Source organism: Sphaerisporangium dianthi, assembly GCF_042654065.1.
In the GTDB taxonomy this organism is placed as follows: Bacteria; Actinomycetota; Actinomycetes; order Streptosporangiales; family Streptosporangiaceae; genus Sphaerisporangium; species Sphaerisporangium dianthi.
Window position 1 is genome coordinate 39740 of sequence record NZ_JBHSFP010000043.1, and the last position, 15824, is coordinate 55563.

General features: G+C 70.4%; 17 protein-coding genes. 6 read left to right on the top strand and 11 right to left on the bottom strand.

Annotation, left to right across the window (positions count from 1 at the left end; genetic code table 11):
* Positions 1–93: 93 nt before the first annotated feature.
* Positions 94–1230: a site-2 protease family protein gene (locus ACFO60_RS36665; RefSeq protein ID WP_380850586.1), complete on the bottom strand. Its 1137-nt coding sequence runs from the start codon at positions 1228–1230 to the stop codon at positions 94–96.
* A gap of 113 nt (positions 1231–1343) precedes the next feature.
* Between ACFO60_RS36665 and ACFO60_RS36670 the strand changes: the two genes are divergently transcribed.
* Positions 1344–2204, top strand: a complete 861-nt coding sequence (locus ACFO60_RS36670) for a RecB family exonuclease (protein ID WP_380850589.1) — start codon at positions 1344–1346, stop codon at positions 2202–2204.
* Between the two features lie 114 nt (positions 2205–2318).
* On the opposite strand, the gene ACFO60_RS36675 is transcribed toward ACFO60_RS36670, so the two are convergent.
* Positions 2319–2561 (bottom strand): hypothetical protein, encoded by a 243-nt coding sequence (locus ACFO60_RS36675; RefSeq protein ID WP_380850592.1) that lies wholly within the window; start codon positions 2559–2561, stop codon positions 2319–2321.
* Between the two features lie 240 nt (positions 2562–2801).
* Between ACFO60_RS36675 and ACFO60_RS36680 the strand changes: the two genes are divergently transcribed.
* The 5 genes from ACFO60_RS36680 to ACFO60_RS36700 all read left to right on the top strand — a co-directional run bounded on the left by ACFO60_RS36680 (position 2802) and on the right by ACFO60_RS36700 (position 6923).
* The gene (locus tag ACFO60_RS36680) at positions 2802–3626 is read left to right on the top strand and encodes a helix-turn-helix domain-containing protein (protein WP_380850595.1); all 825 of its coding nucleotides are present in this window, start codon (positions 2802–2804) and stop codon (positions 3624–3626) included.
* Positions 3614–3829, top strand: a complete 216-nt coding sequence (locus tag ACFO60_RS36685) for a DUF397 domain-containing protein (RefSeq protein ID WP_380850598.1) — start codon at positions 3614–3616, stop codon at positions 3827–3829. Before ACFO60_RS36680 ends, ACFO60_RS36685 begins: the two co-directional genes overlap by 13 nt.
* Positions 3830–4027: 198 nt before the next feature.
* Positions 4028–4879, top strand: coding sequence for a sensor histidine kinase (locus ACFO60_RS36690; protein WP_380850601.1), 852 nt, complete (start codon positions 4028–4030; stop codon positions 4877–4879).
* 149 nt (positions 4880–5028) lie between these two features.
* Positions 5029–6243 carry a sensor histidine kinase gene (locus tag ACFO60_RS36695; RefSeq protein WP_380850604.1) on the top strand — a complete coding sequence of 405 codons (1215 nt, stop codon included), beginning with the start codon at positions 5029–5031 and terminating at the stop codon, positions 6241–6243.
* A complete protein-coding gene (locus tag ACFO60_RS36700; RefSeq protein ID WP_380850607.1) occupies positions 6240–6923 on the top strand; it encodes a response regulator in 684 nt (227 codons plus the stop codon). Before ACFO60_RS36695 ends, ACFO60_RS36700 begins: the two co-directional genes overlap by 4 nt.
* 47 nt (positions 6924–6970) lie before the next feature.
* On the opposite strand, the gene ACFO60_RS36705 is transcribed toward ACFO60_RS36700, so the two are convergent.
* The 9 genes from ACFO60_RS36705 to ACFO60_RS36745 all read right to left on the bottom strand — a co-directional run.
* Entirely contained in the window at positions 6971–7558 is a 588-nt protein-coding gene (locus ACFO60_RS36705) for a Uma2 family endonuclease (RefSeq protein ID WP_380850609.1), read from the bottom strand.
* 155 nt (positions 7559–7713) lie between these two features.
* Positions 7714–8763, bottom strand: coding sequence for an ABC transporter ATP-binding protein (locus ACFO60_RS36710; RefSeq protein ID WP_380850612.1), 1050 nt, complete (start codon positions 8761–8763; stop codon positions 7714–7716).
* Positions 8760–9785: an ABC transporter ATP-binding protein gene (locus ACFO60_RS36715; RefSeq protein ID WP_380850615.1), complete on the bottom strand. Its 1026-nt coding sequence runs from the start codon at positions 9783–9785 to the stop codon at positions 8760–8762. Before ACFO60_RS36715 ends, ACFO60_RS36710 begins: the two co-directional genes overlap by 4 nt.
* Entirely contained in the window at positions 9782–10801 is a 1020-nt protein-coding gene (locus ACFO60_RS36720; RefSeq protein ID WP_380850618.1) for an ABC transporter permease, read from the bottom strand. The genes ACFO60_RS36715 and ACFO60_RS36720 overlap by 4 nt, the downstream gene beginning before the upstream one ends.
* Positions 10802–10891: 90 nt before the next feature.
* Positions 10892–12670 (bottom strand): ABC transporter substrate-binding protein, encoded by a 1779-nt coding sequence (locus tag ACFO60_RS36725; protein WP_380850621.1) that lies wholly within the window; start codon positions 12668–12670, stop codon positions 10892–10894.
* Positions 12671–12726: 56 nt separating this feature from the next.
* Complete coding sequence (locus tag ACFO60_RS36730) at positions 12727–13719, bottom strand: ABC transporter permease (RefSeq protein WP_380850624.1); 993 nt, start codon at positions 13717–13719, stop codon at positions 12727–12729.
* Between the two features lie 626 nt (positions 13720–14345).
* On the bottom strand, positions 14346–14846 hold the full coding sequence (locus ACFO60_RS36735) for a cellulose synthase (protein WP_380850627.1): 501 nt from the start codon (positions 14844–14846) through the stop codon (positions 14346–14348).
* 125 nt (positions 14847–14971) lie between these two features.
* Positions 14972–15619 (bottom strand): HAD family hydrolase, encoded by a 648-nt coding sequence (locus ACFO60_RS36740; protein ID WP_380850630.1) that lies wholly within the window; start codon positions 15617–15619, stop codon positions 14972–14974.
* Positions 15620–15695: 76 nt separating this feature from the next.
* Positions 15696–15824: vitamin B12 dependent-methionine synthase activation domain-containing protein (locus tag ACFO60_RS36745; protein WP_380850352.1), on the bottom strand; the 129-nt coding region annotated here is incomplete at its 5' end.

Consider the following 15824-nt stretch of genomic DNA (forward strand, 5'->3'; position numbering starts at 1 on the left):
GACCCCGCCGCGCGTACCTAAGATCAGACGCCTGAACGGCGCCGGAGGTTTTCGCGCCCGCGGGCCGGGCTCAGGGGAGAGGCGATCTTCGGGTCAGACCCCGATGAAGACGCGGTTGACGTCGGCGGTGACCAGCACGCCGTAGACGTCCCCGCCCCGCTCGACCAGCAGGTACTCCCCTGACGGGGTCTCGCGCATGGCGTCGATCAGCGACTCGCCCGACAGGTCGGCGGGCAGGACCAGCGACGGCTCGAGGCTGCGCGCCAGCGAGCCGACGTTCACCCACGGGCGCCGCTGCTCGGGTGTGGCGGCGACGGCGGCCTCGTTCACGATGGCGATGGGGTGCCCGTCGTGGTCGACGACGACCATGGCGCCGGCCTGCGCCTCGCCGGCGCGGCGCATGGCCTCGGCCAGCGGCACCTCGGCGGTGACCGCGATGGCGCGCCTGGCGAGCGTGCGGGCCTGCAGCTGCGGCATGCGGGCGCGCACCTTGGCGACCTGGAGGGACTGGCTGGCGCCCATCCAGATGAACGAGGAGAGGAGCACCGCCCACAGCAGCTGGCCCCAGTCGGGCTCCTGCTGGGCGACCAAGGAGGAGCCGAGGACCATCACCACCAGGGCGACGGCCAGTCCGCGCCCGAACCAGGCGGCGGCCTTGGTGCCGGTGACGGAGTTGCGGGTGACCTTCCACACGCCGGCGCGCAGCATGCGCCCGCCGTCGAGCGGCAGGCCGGGCAGCAGGTTGAACACCCCGACGATGGCGTTGGAGAACCACAGCTGCCAGATCAGCACGTGCGGGATGGTCTCGACCGGGATGACCTGGCTGACGGCGTAGCCGATGCCGGCGAGGCCCAGCGACGCCAGCGGGCCGACGAAGGCGACGAGGAACTCGCGGGAGGGCGTCTCGGGCTCTCGTTCGATCTCGGAGACCCCGCCGAGCAGGTAGAGCGTGATGCGCCGCACCGGGAGCCCGAAGTAGCGGGCCATCACGCAGTGCGCCAGCTCGTGCAGCAGCACCGAGGCGTAGAGGAAGACGGCGAACGCGAAGGCGACCACGTAGGTGGTGAGCGTGCTCCTGCCCGGCAGGTCGCTCGCCACCACGGGCTGGAAGCTGTAGGTGATGAACGCCGCGACGATCAACCACGTCGGGGACACGTAGACGGGGATGCCGAAAGGGCTTCCCATGCGCAGCCCCGGAGACGCAGGGCGTTGCGGGGTCTGAGTGCTCATGATTGTCGTCTTCCCTCCTTGTGCCTCGATGCTACGCGCCTTCAGGTACAGAAAGACCTACCGGAGCGGCGCCTTGGGCCTGAAGTGTCGGCGAGCTGACCTACAGTTCCGGCATGAGCATTTCGGAGCCGTCCGCGATCATCGGCAGTCTCTCCCCCTCCCGCGCGGGTGACTTCATGACATGTCCGCTGCTCTACCGCTTCCGGGTGATCGACCGGCTTCCCGAGCGGCCCTCCCCCGCCGCCGTGCGCGGCACGCTGGTCCACGCGGTCCTCGAACGGCTGTACGACCTGCCGGCCGCCGAGCGCGACGTCGCGGCGGCGCAGGCCCTGCTCGACCCGCAGTGGGCCCGCCTGCTCGAACGGTCTCCCGAGTACTCCACCCTGTTCGAGGACGACGCCGAGCACGAGCGCTGGGTCGCGCAGGCGCGCCAGATGCTCGAACGCTATTTCGCCCTTGAAGATCCGCGCCGCCTCGAGCCGGCCGAGCGCGAGCTGTACGTGGAGGCGGTGCTCGACAGCGGGCTGATGCTGCGCGGCTACATCGACCGCGTCGACGTCGCCCCCACCGGCGACGTGCGGGTGGTCGACTACAAGACCGGCAGCGCGCCGGGCCGCGACTTCGAGGCCAAGGCGCTGTTCCAGATGAAGTTCTACGCCCTGGTGCTGTGGCGGCTGCGCGGCACGGTGCCCCGGCTGCTCCAGCTGATGTACCTCGGCAACGGCGAGATCGTCCGCTACGCCCCCGACGAGGCCGACCTGCTGGCGACCGAGCGCAAGGTGCAGGCGCTGTGGGAGGCCATCGAGCGCTCGCTCACCACCCGCGAGTGGCGGGCCCGCCGCAGCCGGCTGTGCGACTGGTGCGACTACCAGGCCCTGTGCCCGGAGTTCGGCGGCACTCCCCCGCCGGTGCCCGACCGGCGCCCCGGCGACACGATCAGGGGCGCCGGCCGCGCCGCCACCGACGAGCTGTGAGCGCCGGCCGCGGCACGGGCGCGGCCGGCGGCGCCTGATCCGGGCCTCCGGCCTTGCGGGCGGCCCCGGCCCTCCGGCCTTACGGGCGGCCCCGCCCCGGCACGCCGTGGGGGGTCAGCCGCCGTTGACGGCGTCCCACTCTTCGTCGAGCAGGGGTGGCAGCCCCAGGGCCGCCGCCGCCTCGTCCAGCCGGCGGCGGTCCAGGTCCCGTGAGACCATCAGGCCCTCGGCCTGCCTGCGGCGGCGCTCGGCGCCCACCAGCTCGGCGACCGTCTCGCGTACGCGCCGCACGGTCTCGAGGTTGGCGTGCCGCTGCGACTCGGCGATGTCAGGGCCGCCGTAGCCGGGATGCATCATCGGCCCTCCTCAGCCCGGCGCCGCTCTGGACTCCGTCCCCCCGCTCGCTCACGATGAAGCTGTGGCATGTTCGTCATCGCCTCCGCCGTTCACTCAGCCGCCGGCCGCTCCCCCTCACCAGAATGCCGCCCGGCGACTACGCACGGTACCCATGGGCATCCATTGCGTATTCGACACTTTGTGTGTAAAGACTTGTGGAAGGCGTCAGGAGAGCCGTAAGAACCGACGAACGGAGCCGGGATGCCCGCCCCCCGAGAACTCGACCCGGCCGCCTCCGCTCAGGCCCTTTTCGGCTACGAGCTGCGGCGGCACCGCACGGCGGCCGGCTGGACCATGGACCAGCTCGCGCAGAAGATCTGCTTCTCGGTGGCCCTGGTCGGCATGGTGGAGAACGCCAGGCGCACCCCTTCGCGCGACTTCGCCGAGCGCTGTGACAAGGCCCTGCAACTCGACGGCGCGCTGCTGCGGTTGTGGCCGTTCATCAACCGCGCCTCCACCCCGTCCTGGTTCCGTCCGTGGCTGGAGGTCGAGCGCGAGGCGGGCACGCTGCGCACCTGGGAGCCGCTGGTGGTGCCGGGGCTGCTCCAGACCGAGGAGTACGCGCGGGCGATCCTGCTCGGCGAGCCCCGCGTCACTCCTGAGGACGTCGAGGAGCAGGTGGCGGCCCGCATGGAGCGCCAGCGCATCTTCGACCGCCCGGAGCCGCCCATGCTCTGGGCGGTCCTTGACGAGGCGGTGCTGCACCGGCCGATCGGCAGCTCGCAGATAATGGCCGCCCAACTGCGCCGCCTGCTGGAGGCCGGCGCGCTGCCGTATGTGACGATCCAGATAGTGCCCCTCAGCGCGTACTCCACCACAGGGCTCGAAGGGGGGTTCATCCTCGCCCAGACGCGCGGCCTGCCCGATACCGTTTACCTGGAGTCCGCAGGCCACGGCCAGGTCGTCGAGCGGGCGGCGGAGGTCGAAGAGCTCACCGTTCGGTACGAAGTCATCCGCGCCGAGGCGCTCCCTCGGCGTGCGTCCCTCGAGTTGATCAGGGAGACGATTCAGCGATGGACCACCTGAAGGACGAGCTGCGCGAGGCGACCTGGTTCAGGTCCGCCTACTCCGGCAGCAGCGGCGGCAACTGCGTCGAGGTCGCCCGCCTGTCCGGCGGCCGCGTCGGCGTGCGCGACAGCAAACGCCCGTCCGGCCCCCCGCTGGTCTTCGCGGCCAGCGAGTGGACCGTGTTCAGCCATGGCGTGAAAGCGGGACACTTCGGCGGTTGACCGGTCGCCCGGTCCGCGTGCGCCGTCACCGGCGTGACCACCCGCCCCCCTTAGCCTGGTACTGATGGACCCGGTCTGGAGAGTGCCAGGTCAAGACGCTTTTTCCGCCCTCCGGCATGCTTCCCTGGAAGTGCATCGCAGATGAAGGGGACTTCGGCACCGGACGTCGCATCCCGGACGGCCGGAAGGGAGGGCGGCATGACCGACCCGATCGTCAAGGCGAAACTCGCACGGCTCGACCAGGCCAGCAGGCAGGCCGAACTGGCCAGAGACGAGGCGGACCAGGCAGGTCGGCAGGCCGAGCTCGCGAGAGAGCGGGCCGAGTGCGCCATGAGGCGGGCCGCCTCCGCCCTTGAGGAGCAGCGCCGCTTCGCCGCCGATGCCGCACACGAACTGCGCACCACCGTCGCCGGACTGCGCGCCGAGCTGGAGGAGGCGCGGATGCACCCGGACCAGACCGACCTGGACGGTCTGCTGGCACGGACGCTCAACGGCGTCGGCCGGTTGCAGGCGGCCATCGGCGACCTGCTGCTGCTCGCCCGCCCCTACGCCGGGGAGCCCACCCGGCACGAGCCGGTCGACCTCGCCAGACTCGCCGCCGAGGCGATCTCCACGGGAGCCGGCTCGGCCTCCTCTCCCAGCCGCGGGATCACCGTCAAGGCGGTGCGGTCCGAGCTGGCCAAGGCCCTGGCCATCCTGCTGGGCGAGGCACGCCGCCAGAACCGCGGCGCGGTCTCCGTGCGGGTGCGCCGCGACGGCGACGTCGCCGAACTGGTGGTGTCGGGCGGCGACGGGGCCACGGCCGCGGGCGGCGAGCGGATGGAGCGCTTCACGCGCCTCGACACCTTCACCTGGGGCGAGCAGGGCGGCCTCGGCCTGGCGATCGCCCGTGGCATCGCTCACGCCCACCACGGCACGCTGTGGGCCTATCTGCGGCCGTGCGGCGCCAGGAGCTTCGTACTCCGGCTTCCCATGGTCCCCGCCGGTGACGGGGAAGGCGGAGAGCCGGGACGGCGCAAGCGCTCCGCGGAGCCCGTCCACGCCGCCTGAGAGCCACGGCCCCCGGCGCGGGACCGCCGGGGAACGCGGGGACGCCGGAGCCGGAGCCGGGACGTGGAAGCCCGGATCCTTCCGGGGGATGAGGAGGATATCCGTCCTCAGCAGGGTGGCGGGCAACGCAGACGTCCTAAATTGAGAGGGTGCGCACGACCCTCGGCAGCCCGCGAGCCTGGCTGAGAGCCCATCCCCTGATCGGCGACTCGGCCCTCGCTCTGGTCCTCGCCGGACTGTCGGTCACGACGGCCGTGCTCATCGGCACCAGCGACCCCACGGGCGCCTCCGGCCCCGTCGACGCCCCGGACGCCCTGAGCCTCACCCTGATCGCGCTGTGCTGCGTGCCGCTCGCGCTGCGCAGGCGCTGGCCGTTCGTGCTGCTCTGCGCGGCCGAGGTGGCGCAGATCGTCCTCGCCGCCCTGCATTACGACGACGGGCTCACCGGGCTGGTCTCGCTCATTCTGCTCTACACCGTGGCCGCCTACCGGGGGCTGGCGCTCAGCCTGGTGGCCGCCACCGTCGCCTCCGTCTCCTACGTCATCTCGACGCTCCTCGGCGACGACGTGGGCGGATGGATGCAGCAGACGTTCGTCGCGGTCGTGGCGCTGACCGTATGGGTGGTGGGCCGCTCGATCCGGCTGCGCCGGGCCTACCTGGCCGAGCTGGTCGACCGCGCCGAACGGCTTGAGCGGGCGCGGGAGGCCGACACCCGCGCCGCCCGCGCCGAGGAGCGTTCGCGCATCGCCCGCGAGCTGCACGACGTGGTGGCCCACCACGTGAGCGTGATGACCGTCCAGGCCGCCGCGGCCCGCAAGGTGCTGGACACCCGCCCAGAGGCCGCCAAGGACGCCCTGATGGCCATCGAGGAGATGGGAAGGACCGCCATGCGCGAGATGCGGGGCATCGTCGGGGTGCTGCGCACCGACGGCGAGGCCGGCGAGCTGGCGCCCCAACCGGGCATGGTCGATCTGCCCGGGCTGGTCGACCAGATGCGCGAGGCGGGACTGCGGGCCCAGCTCTGGGTCGAGGGCGAGCGGCGGGCGCTCCCGCCGGGCATCGACCTCGCCGCCTACCGCCTGATCCAGGAGGCCCTGACCAACAGCCTGCGGCACGCCGGGCCGGCCGCGCGGGCGTGGGTGACCGTCCGCCACGACCCCGGCGAGCTGCTGGTGCAGGTCGAGGACGACGGGACGGGCGCCGGCGGCAGGCTCGCGCGCGGGCCGGAGGACCGTCCTGGGCACGGTTTGGTGGGCATACGCGAGCGTGTCGCGCTCTATGGTGGAATCCTGCGAATCGGCCCGCGCCAGGGGGGCGGGTTCGAGGTACGGGCCCGCTTCCCCCTCAAGGACTCACACATATGACTATCAGGGTGCTGCTGGTCGACGACCAGCCGCTTCTGCGCACCGGCTTCCGGCTGATCCTGGAGGCCGAGCCCGACATCACCGTGGTCGGCGAGGCGGGCAACGGCTCCACCGCGCAGGACCAGTCACGGGCGTTGCTGCCCGACGTGGTGCTCATGGACATCCGCATGCCGGGAGTGGACGGCATCGACGCCACCCGGCGCATCGTCCGCGACGCCGCGCCGGGCGCCCACGTGCCCCGCGTCCTGGTGCTGACGACCTTCGACCTGGACGAGTACATCGTCGAGGCCCTGCGCGCGGGCGCGAGCGGCTTCCTGCTGAAGGACGTGCCGCCCGACGAGCTGGTGCAGGCCATCCGGGTCGTGGCCGCCGGGGACGCCATCGTCGCGCCGAGCGTGACCCGGCGGCTGCTGGACAAGTTCGCCACCCGGCTGCCCTCGGCCCACCAGCAGGCCACTCCGGCCCGCGTCCACCGACTGACCGAGCGCGAGCTGGAGGTGCTGCGCCTGATCGCCAAGGGCATGTCCAACGCCGAGATCGCCACCGAGCTCGTGGTCAGCGAGACCACCGTCAAGACCCACGTGGGCAACGTGCTGACCAAGCTGGCGCTGCGCGACCGGGTACAGGCGGTGGTCCTGGCCTACGAGACCGGCCTCATCACCCCCGGCGCCATCCCCTGATCACCAATGTGACCTCCGGCTTCGACGTCACCCTGACCCGGCCTCCGTCAGAGTGACGTCAGCGCCTCGAACGATATGTCGACCGAGATCGGGTCGTCGAAAGACAGACGCCGGGTGTGCCCGCACCCCAGCTCGTATCTCTCTTCGGACAGCCGATGCTCCTCGATGAGTTCCACCTCATCGCCCGCTTGGTTGAGGAAGACGATGAGATAGACCGGAATCCCGGCCGCGGCATAGGCGGCCTTCTTCTCGACGGTGTCGGTGCGGAACGAACTCTCCGGTGAGACGATCTCCACCACGAGTACGGCGTCCGTCGCGTACAGGCGCCGGTCGCCGGGCAGGCAGCGGAACACCGTGACATCAGGTCGCCGGAGATTGAGTGGAACATCGCTGATCCGGACGTCGATATCGGTCTCCACCAGCAGGCACGGCTCCGGCTTCCGCGCCTGCTCCAGTGCCGCGGCCAGCCGTCTTCCCACACGGTTGTGCATGCGCGAAGGACTCTCGCACTTGACGATATGACCGTCGATCACCTCGATCGTGCGGCAGAAGTCCTCGGGCAGCGCCCTGTAGTCCTCCGCCGTGATCTGGTCGGGAATCCAGCGGTACCAGTCACCGGGCACGCGACTCGTCATGGCCATACCTTAACGACCACCCTTCGCTCCCTCTTGTCCATGCCCACCCAGAGTGAGGACATGGACACTCTAAAAAGTCGCCAAGGGTGCGCGCAGCCGAACGGAGGGGGTGATCGGGAAAGGTGAACCCCGCCGCCGCGGAGATCGGGCAGGTGCTACCCCATGGGCAGGCCGGGTGCGGCGGGGACGGCGTCGGCCGGGGGCGGGGCGTCGGAGGGCTGGTTCTCGGGGAAGTGGCAGGCGACCTGGTGGCCTGGCGCCAGCAGGGCGAGCGGCGGCTCCACGGTCTTGCAGATCTCCTGGGCCTTCCAGCAGCGCGTGTGGAAGCGGCAGGCCGGCGGCGGGTTGATCGGGCTCGGCACGTCGCCCTGCAGGCGGATGCGCTCGCGCTGCCCGCGCCCCTTGACGTCCGGCACCGGCACGGCCGACAGCAGCGCCGTGGTGTAGGGGTGCATGGGCGTCTCGTACAGGTCCTTGCGGTCGGCGATCTCGACGATCTTGCCGAGGTACATGACCGCGACCCGGTCGCTGATGTGCCGGACCACCGACAGGTCGTGGGCGATCACGACGTAGGTGAGGTCCAGCTCGTTCTGCAGGTCCTCCAGCAGGTTGACGACCTGGGCCTGGATGGAGACGTCCAGGGCCGACACCGGCTCGTCGGCGATGATGAGCTTGGGCTTCAGGGCGAGCGTCCTCGCGATGCCGATGCGCTGGCGCTGGCCGCCGGAGAACTCGTGCGGATAGCGGTTGTAGTGCTCGGGGTTGAGCCCCACCAGCTCCAGGATGTCCTGGACGGCCTTCTTGGTGCCGTGCTCGGTCTTGACGCCCTGGATGCGGAACGGCGCGCCCACGATCGCGCCGACGGTGTGGCGCGGGTTGAGCGAGCTGTAGGGGTCCTGGAAGATCATCTGCATGTCGCGGCGGAGCGGGCGCAGCGCGCCCTGCGACATGTGCGTGATGTCGTTGCCCTCGAACAGGATCTTCCCGCCGGTGGGCTCGATCAGCCGGGTGATGAGCCGCCCGGTCGTGGTCTTGCCACAGCCGGACTCTCCCACCAGGCCCAGCGTCTCGCCCTTGCGCACGTCGAACGTCAGGCCGTCCACGGCCTGGACCGCGCCGACCTGGCGCTTGATCAGGCCCTTGGTGATCGGGAAGTGCTTCTCCAGCCCGTCGACGGACAGCAGGGGCTCGGGCGTCTCGCTCACACCGACTCCAGGTTGGGCTTGATCTCGTTCTCCCAGATGGCGCGCCGCTCCTCGGCGGGCATGTGGCAGCGCACCAGGTGGCCGCCCTCGGTCTCGAGGAGCTGCGGCACCTCGGTCTTCGCCTTGCCGTCCGTGCGGCCCTCGAAGGTGCAGCGCGGGTGGAAGGCGCAGCCCGGCGGAACGTTGATCAGGGACGGCGGAGTGCCCTTGATCGGCATCAGGCGCTCGGTGCGCTCGCGGTCGAGCCTCGGCATCGAGCCGAGCAGTCCCCAGGTGTAGGGGTGCTCGGGACGCTCGAAGATGTCCTCGGCGGAGCCGTACTCGATGCACTTGCCGCCGTACATCACCAGGATGTCGTCCGACAGCTCGGCCACGACGCCGAGGTCGTGCGTGATGACGATCAGCGCGGAGTTGAACTCCTGCTGCAGGTCGCGCATCAGGTCGAGGATCTGCGCCTGGACGGTGACGTCGAGGGCGGTCGTCGGCTCGTCGGCGATCAGCAGCTCGGGGTCGCACGAGAGCGCCATGGCGATCATGGCGCGCTGGCGCATGCCGCCGGAGAACTCGTGGGGGTAGCTGTCGACGCGGCGGTCCGGCTGCGGGATGCCCACCCGGCCGAGCATGTCGATCGCGTGCTTGCGCGCCACCGCCTTGGTCACCTTGTTGTGGATGCGGTACGCCTCGATGATCTGCGCGCCCACGGTGTAGTAGGGGTGCATGGCCGACAGCGGATCCTGGAAGATCATCGCCATCTTCTTGCCGCGCAGCGCCCGGACGTGCTCGGAGGTGGCGGAGACCAGTTCGTCCCCGTCCAGCCAGATCTCACCGCCGAGCCTGGCGGAGCCGCCCTTGTGCAGGCCGAGGATGCCGAGGCTCGTGACGCTCTTGCCCGAGCCGGACTCGCCCACGATGCCGAGGGTCCTGCCGCGCTCAAGCTTGAACGACAGCCCGTCGACCGACTTGACCAGGCCGTCATCGGTCGGGAAGTGGACGCGGAAGTCCTTCAGTTCGAGAAAACTCATGAGAGCCTCACTCTCGGGTCGACCACCGCGTAGAGCAGGTCGACCACCAGGTTCGCCAGGACGACGAAGAAGGCGGCCACCAGCACCACGCCCATGACCTTCGGCAGGTCCTGGTTGGTGATCGCGTCGATGGCGTACTTGCCGATGCCCGGCAGCGAGAAGGTGCTCTCGGTGAGCACGGCGCCGCCCATCAGCAGACCGAGGTCGAGGCCGAAGATGGTCAGGATGGGGGTGAGCGCCCCGCGCAGGCCGTGTTTGAAGACGACGACGCGCTCGGTGAGCCCCTTGGCCCTGGCCGTGCGGATGTAGTCCTCGTTCATCGTCTCAAGCATGCCCGATCGCGTGAGCCGCGCGTACCCGGCGGCGTACAGGAAGGCCAGGGTGACCCACGGCAGGATCAGGCTGTATGCCCACTGGGCGGGGTTGACGAAGAAGGGGGTGAAGCTGCCGCCGGGAGCGGTGATCGCGAGCGGCCGGCCGTAGCTGAAGAGCACGAGGGACACGATGCCGGTGAAGAAGATCGGCAGCGACACTCCGGCCAGGGCGATGCCCATCGCGGCCCGGTCGAAGACGCTGCCGCGTCTCAGCGCGGACACCACGCCGGTGGCGACGCCGGCGATGAGCCACAGCACCGCCGCGCCGAGGGCCAGCGAGATGGTGACCGGCAGCCGGAGGGTCAGGTCGGGCCACACCGGCTGATCGGTGATGAACGAGTAGCCGAGGCACGGCGCGGGGCAGTGCTCAACGCCGGGACCGTAGTTGTACTCGGCGCCGGCGACGATGCCCTTGGCGAACCGGCCGTACTGCACGATCAGCGGATCGTTGAAGCCGAGACGCTCCGCCGCGATCTTCACCTGCTCGGCGGTCGCGGTGCGGCCGACGTACCGCGTCGCGAGGCTCTCCGAGGTGGCGCCCGCCAGGCGCGGCACCAGGAAGAAGATGGCGAATGTGATCATGCTCACGATGGCGAGCATGACGACACCCCAGATCAGGCGCCGGATGATGTATGTGACCACAGTCCCCCCGGCTCCGGGGGCCGGCCGCTCGGCCGGCCCCCTGCCGCGTTCACGTGTCTATCGGATCTTTCGGAAAGGGTGCGGGCTCTGCTACTGCAGGCCCATGTTCAGGTAGTCGTACATGCCGAACGCCTCGCTGTAGTAGACGTTCGTCAGGCCCTTGCCGCGGATCAGCAGGCTCTTGGCCCAGATGCCCGGAAGGATGAACGCGTCGTCCATGACCTTCTGGTCGATCTGGCCCCAGATCGCCTCGCGCTTGGCGACGTCGGTCTCCAGCGTCGCCTGGTCGAGCATCTTGTCGACCTCGGGGTCGCGGACGCTGATGTTGGAGGAGCCGCCGGTCTCGCGGATGACGCGGCTGTCGACGACCTGCTGGAGGAAGCCGTAGCCGTCGGGCCAGTCGGCACCCCAGCCGTTGACGGCCAGGCCGAGCTTGTTCTCCTTGGCGTAGCCGGGCTTGCCCGCGTACAGGGCGAAGTAGTCGGCCTGCGGGAACGGCTTCAGCGTGAGCTTGATGCCGGCCTTGCCCAGGGACTGCTGCAGCGCCTCGGCGGCGGCCTTCTCCTTCGGGCGCTCGGCGCGGTAGGAGATGTTGGTCTCGAAGCCGTTGGGCTGGCCGCAGGCGGTCAGGTGCTCCTTGGCCTTGGCCACGTCGCCGTGGTTGTCGGCGCCGGCCGGGTAGGGGTTGATGTCCTTGTGGCCGGGGATGCCCGGGGGCAGCAGGCTGGTGGCGATCTGGCCGCCGGAGAACTCGCCTCCGTAGGCGGTCTGGTAGGCGACCTTGTCCGCGGCGTACTCGACGGCCTTACGGCAGTCGAGGTTGTCCAGCGGCTTCACGTTGCCGTTGATCGACGTGTACCACAGACGGGTGATCGTCGGGTTGTCGGTGCCGGCCTTGAGGTTCGGGTCGGTCAGCACGCGGCCGAGGGTGGCCGGCTGGGCGCCGGTGCCGGCGATGTCGATGTGCAGGTCACCCGACAGCAGGCGGTTGTCGATGTCGTCGGCGTTGACGTTCGTGGTGACCTCGTAGCCGTCGGGCAGCGCCTTGCGGTTCGGGTCGGTGGCCGGGTCCCAGTTCTCGTTGCGGACCAGGTTGAAGCCCTTGCCGATCTCGTTCTTGTCGAACTTGTACGGCCCGGAGGAGATCACGTGCTCCTGGTACTTGGCGCCGGTGTCCTTGGCCTTGGGGACCGGGATCGTCGCCGGGAGCTGCGCGAAGTAGTCGAAGCCGCTGTAGGGCTGCTTGAGGTGGAAGACGATCGTCTGGTCGTCGGGGGTCTCGATCGCGCTGTCGGTGTCGGCGTCCTTGGACTTGTAGGCGCCCTTGTAGTCCTTGGGCCAGGCCAGCGTGTCGTTGAAGTAGGTGTACCCGTCGGGGAACACCTCCTTGTCGAACGACCGCTCGACGGCGTACTTGACGTCCTTGGAGGTGATCGGCGAGCCGTCCTCGAACTTGAGGCCCTGCTTGAGCTTGTAGGTCCAGGTCTTGGCGTTGTCGCTCGGGACGCCCAGGCTCTCGGCGAGGTCGGGGATGAGCTCGGCGCTCTCCTTGCCGGGGGCCGGCTTGAACATCACCAGCGCGCGGCCGTAGAGCCGGATGAAGTCCCAGGAGTAGCCGTAGTAGGTGTCGGCCGGGTCGAGGGAGTCCCAGTCACCCGCGTTGGCGAGCTTGATGACTCCCCCCTTCTTGTCGGAAGGGTTGAACACCTGCGTGAGGGCGGCGTTGAACTCCGCCTTCGCGCCATCACCGGCGGGCGCCGCGCCCGACTGGCTCGGCGACGTCGCCGTGCCGCCGCCACCGCAGGCGGACAGCCCCAGGGCGAGAACCGCACCCAGGGCGGTCACCCCCAGTGTGGTTTTTCTCTTCATCTACAAAACCCCTTGTTGTCGGAGCCAGGGAACTTGCGGGGGGAATCAGATCGAGCTCATCGGGCCCTCGGGTCGAGGGCGTCGCGGAGACCGTCACCGAACAGGTTGAAGGCGAGCACCGTGATGAAGATCGCCATGCCGGGGAAGAACATGAAGTGCGGGATCGTGTAGAAGCGCACGGCGTCCGACAGCATGCCGCCCCAGGTGGGGGTGGGCGGGCGCACGCCCACACCGAGGAACGACAGCGCCGCCTCGAACAGGATGTTGGTCGGGATCAGCAGCGTGGCGTAGATCAGGATCGGCGCCATCAGGTTCGGCAGCATCTCACGGAAGATGATGTACGGCCCCCGGGCGCCGAGGCTGCGGGCCGCGTCGACGAACTCCCGCTCGCGCAGCGACAGCGTCTGGCCGCGCATGATGCGGCCGATGTAGGGCCAGTTGAAGAAGCCGATGATGAAGACGAGCAGCGAGACGCGCAGCGCGTCGCCCGAGAGGCCGAACGCCGAGTCGGGCACGATGCCCGCCAGGGCGATGGCGAAGACCAGCAGCGGGAAGGCGAGGAAGATGTCCATCGCCTTGCTGATCACCGAGTCGACCCAGCCGCCGAAGTAGCCGGCGACGATGCCGAGGGTGGTGCCGATCACCACCGACAGCAGCGTGGCGAGGAAGGCGATGAGCAGCGAGATGCGGGCGCCGTAGATCACGCGGCTGAAGAGGTCGCGGCCGTTGACCGGCTCGACCCCGAACAGGTGGTCCCCGCTGATGCCGGTGCCGTCCTTGGGCGCGAGCGTCTCGGAGCTGATGAGGTCCTGGTTGAAGTCGTTCGGGGGGTGTCCCAGCCAGGCGACGATCAGAGGGGCGAAGATCGCCACGAGGATCAGGAAGATCACCACGCCGGCGCCGACGAGCGCCACCTTGTCCCGCTTGAGGCGCGTCCACGCGATCTGGCCGAGCGATCGGCCCTCGATCGCTTTGCCCTGCGCCCCCTCGAGCACGGCTTCCGGCACGGCCTGAAGCTCCGCGCCGGAGACGTCGAGCGGTGAGGTCATAGTTGTCGGCCCCCTGGATCCCAGACGACTGTGGCTGTCCGATGGCGCAACCCGCCGCCGGGTGGCCGCGGGCTTCGCCCATCTTTCGGGCAGGCCGCAGGTGTACGACCCCCGGACGCAGAATCTACGTGCTGAGCTGCACTGACCAGTACCCGAGCACGCTATGTGGCTCAACTGTGATTCATGCGAAATTCATTCGTGTTGATCTTGAAGCGAATGTCCGGAGGGCGTGCGGGTTGTGTCCCGGAACCGTGACACTGTGCGGGAAGCCCGCTGGCACAGGAGGTTCGGCGCCGGAGGGCCTCCTGCCGGCGCGCCGCGACGCCGGAAAATCACGGCCGATCGCCCCGGCTGGTGACCCTATCGCGGGGTCGTGGGGCACCAGTGAAAGATCTTGACACCGGCGACCTCATTACCTGATCGTTACCTTCCGTCCACCTGCCGAACAGCCCGGACGACGCCCGGCGGGTGTGCCCGGAGCCGGGACGGGCGTCCCCGGGCCGCGTCTGGCGCGCGGCACGTGCCGGGGCGCGCGGGCGTGGCGGGGCCGGGGCGCGCGGGGCGTGGCAGGGCAGGGCAGGGGGGCGGGCGCGGCGAGGCCGGGGCGCTCGGGCGCGGCGGGGGCGCTAGCTGATGCCGCGGCGCTTGAGGATCTCTTCGACGTCGGACAGGTCGTCGTCGGCGGCCGGGGCGGCGGGCTTGCGGGGCAGTGGCCGGCGGATCGGCTGGGTGGCGCCGCCCCCCTTGGGCGCCGGCCCGGCTCCCGCGACCGCGGGAGGCCCGGCCGGGCGGTCGTTCGCGCCCGCGGCGGCGCCTGCGCCGCGGCGGCGCTTGCGCAGGACGCCGGAGACCAGGAACAGCAGCGCCGACAGCCCGGCCACGATGACTCCGGCCCAGACCAGCGGCGAGAAGACCAGGCCGGTCACGAAACCGGCGACGGCCGTGCCGGCCTGCCACAGGGCGGGCAGCGCGCCGGTGAGGTAGGCGGCGATCGGGATCAGGGACCAGGCGGCGCCGCGCAGGCCGGCGGCCGCGCCGCGCCGCCGAAGTGCCAGGAAGCTAAGTAGCAGCCCGGCCGCGCTCACCCCGGCGCACAACGGCAGCCAGGCGATCTGGTCAAAGGACATAACGGCTCGCCCCCTTGTCACGGCTCACCCTTCCATCCTGGCACGCGCGCGGGCGCCGGCCCCTCCTCCTTGCGGATGGCCTGGTCCCCCGCCCACGGAGGATGCCGGCGACCCGCCGGGGGGGCTCAGGAGCCGGCGAGGCTGCGCAGGGCGGCGACGTCGACCACCTTGAGGGACTCGACGACGAGCCGGCGGGGCGCGGGCGGGATGGGCAGCAGGCTGGGCACGGCGACGACGGCGCACCCCGCGGCCGTGGCCGAGGCGACCCCGGCCGGGGAGTCCTCCAGGGCGGCGCACCGGGTGGGGTCGGCGCCGAGGGCGGCGGCGGCCATGAGGTAGGGGAAGGGGTCGGGCTTGAAGCGCTCGACGTCGTCTCCGGTGACCACCACGCCGAACTCGCCGCCCCCGGGGAAGCCGGCCAGCACGGCCTCGGCCATGAGGCGGGAGGAGGAGGTGACCAGGCCGGTGGGCAGGCCCGCCGCGTGGACCTCGGCCAGCAGCTCGGCCGCCCCCGGCATGGGCTCGAAGCCGTCGGCGAGCAGTCCGAGCACGGTGTCGATCATCCACGCCGTCACCTCGCCGGGGTCACGGTCGGAGCCGCTCTTGGCGAGCATGTAGGCCACGGTCGCCGGCATGGAACCGCCGACCAGGCTCTCCTGGTCGGCGGCGGTCCAGCCCGCGCCGAGACGTCGCATCACCGACCGCTCGGCCTGGAACCAGAGCTTCTCGGTGTCGACGAGCGTCCCGTCCATGTCGAAGAAGACCGCGTCCACTGTTCGAACCCCCGCACCGGTGCCCTGACGTACACCGACGACCGTACCGGAGGCCGTTCCGTGCCCTCGGAGGTGGTCAGACGTTGAAGTATTTGGCTTCGGGGTGGTGGACGATGAGGGCGGAGGTGGCCTGTTCGGGATGCAGCTGGAACTCCTCCGACAGGGTGACCCCGATCCGGGCCGGGTCCAGCAGTTCGAACAGCTG

Excerpts from the sequence above, each read along its gene's own strand:
- ACFO60_RS36665 (WP_380850586.1), bottom strand. The coding sequence starts at position 1,230 with ATGAGCACTCAGACCCCGCAACGCCCTGCGTCTCCGGGGCTGCGCATG.
- ACFO60_RS36700 (WP_380850607.1), top strand. The coding sequence starts at position 6,240 with ATGACTATCAGGGTGCTGCTGGTCGACGACCAGCCGCTTCTGCGCACC.
- ACFO60_RS36675 (WP_380850592.1), bottom strand. The coding sequence starts at position 2,561 with ATGATGCATCCCGGCTACGGCGGCCCTGACATCGCCGAGTCGCAGCGG.
- ACFO60_RS36685 (WP_380850598.1), top strand. The coding sequence starts at position 3,614 with ATGGACCACCTGAAGGACGAGCTGCGCGAGGCGACCTGGTTCAGGTCC.
- ACFO60_RS36680 (WP_380850595.1), top strand. The coding sequence starts at position 2,802 with ATGCCCGCCCCCCGAGAACTCGACCCGGCCGCCTCCGCTCAGGCCCTT.
- ACFO60_RS36725 (WP_380850621.1), bottom strand. The coding sequence starts at position 12,670 with ATGAAGAGAAAAACCACACTGGGGGTGACCGCCCTGGGTGCGGTTCTC.
- ACFO60_RS36670 (WP_380850589.1), top strand. The coding sequence starts at position 1,344 with ATGAGCATTTCGGAGCCGTCCGCGATCATCGGCAGTCTCTCCCCCTCC.
- ACFO60_RS36705 (WP_380850609.1), bottom strand. The coding sequence starts at position 7,558 with ATGACGAGTCGCGTGCCCGGTGACTGGTACCGCTGGATTCCCGACCAG.
- ACFO60_RS36730 (WP_380850624.1), bottom strand. The coding sequence starts at position 13,719 with ATGACCTCACCGCTCGACGTCTCCGGCGCGGAGCTTCAGGCCGTGCCG.
- ACFO60_RS36715 (WP_380850615.1), bottom strand. The coding sequence starts at position 9,785 with ATGAGTTTTCTCGAACTGAAGGACTTCCGCGTCCACTTCCCGACCGAT.
- ACFO60_RS36735 (WP_380850627.1), bottom strand. The coding sequence starts at position 14,846 with ATGTCCTTTGACCAGATCGCCTGGCTGCCGTTGTGCGCCGGGGTGAGC.
- ACFO60_RS36690 (WP_380850601.1), top strand. The coding sequence starts at position 4,028 with ATGACCGACCCGATCGTCAAGGCGAAACTCGCACGGCTCGACCAGGCC.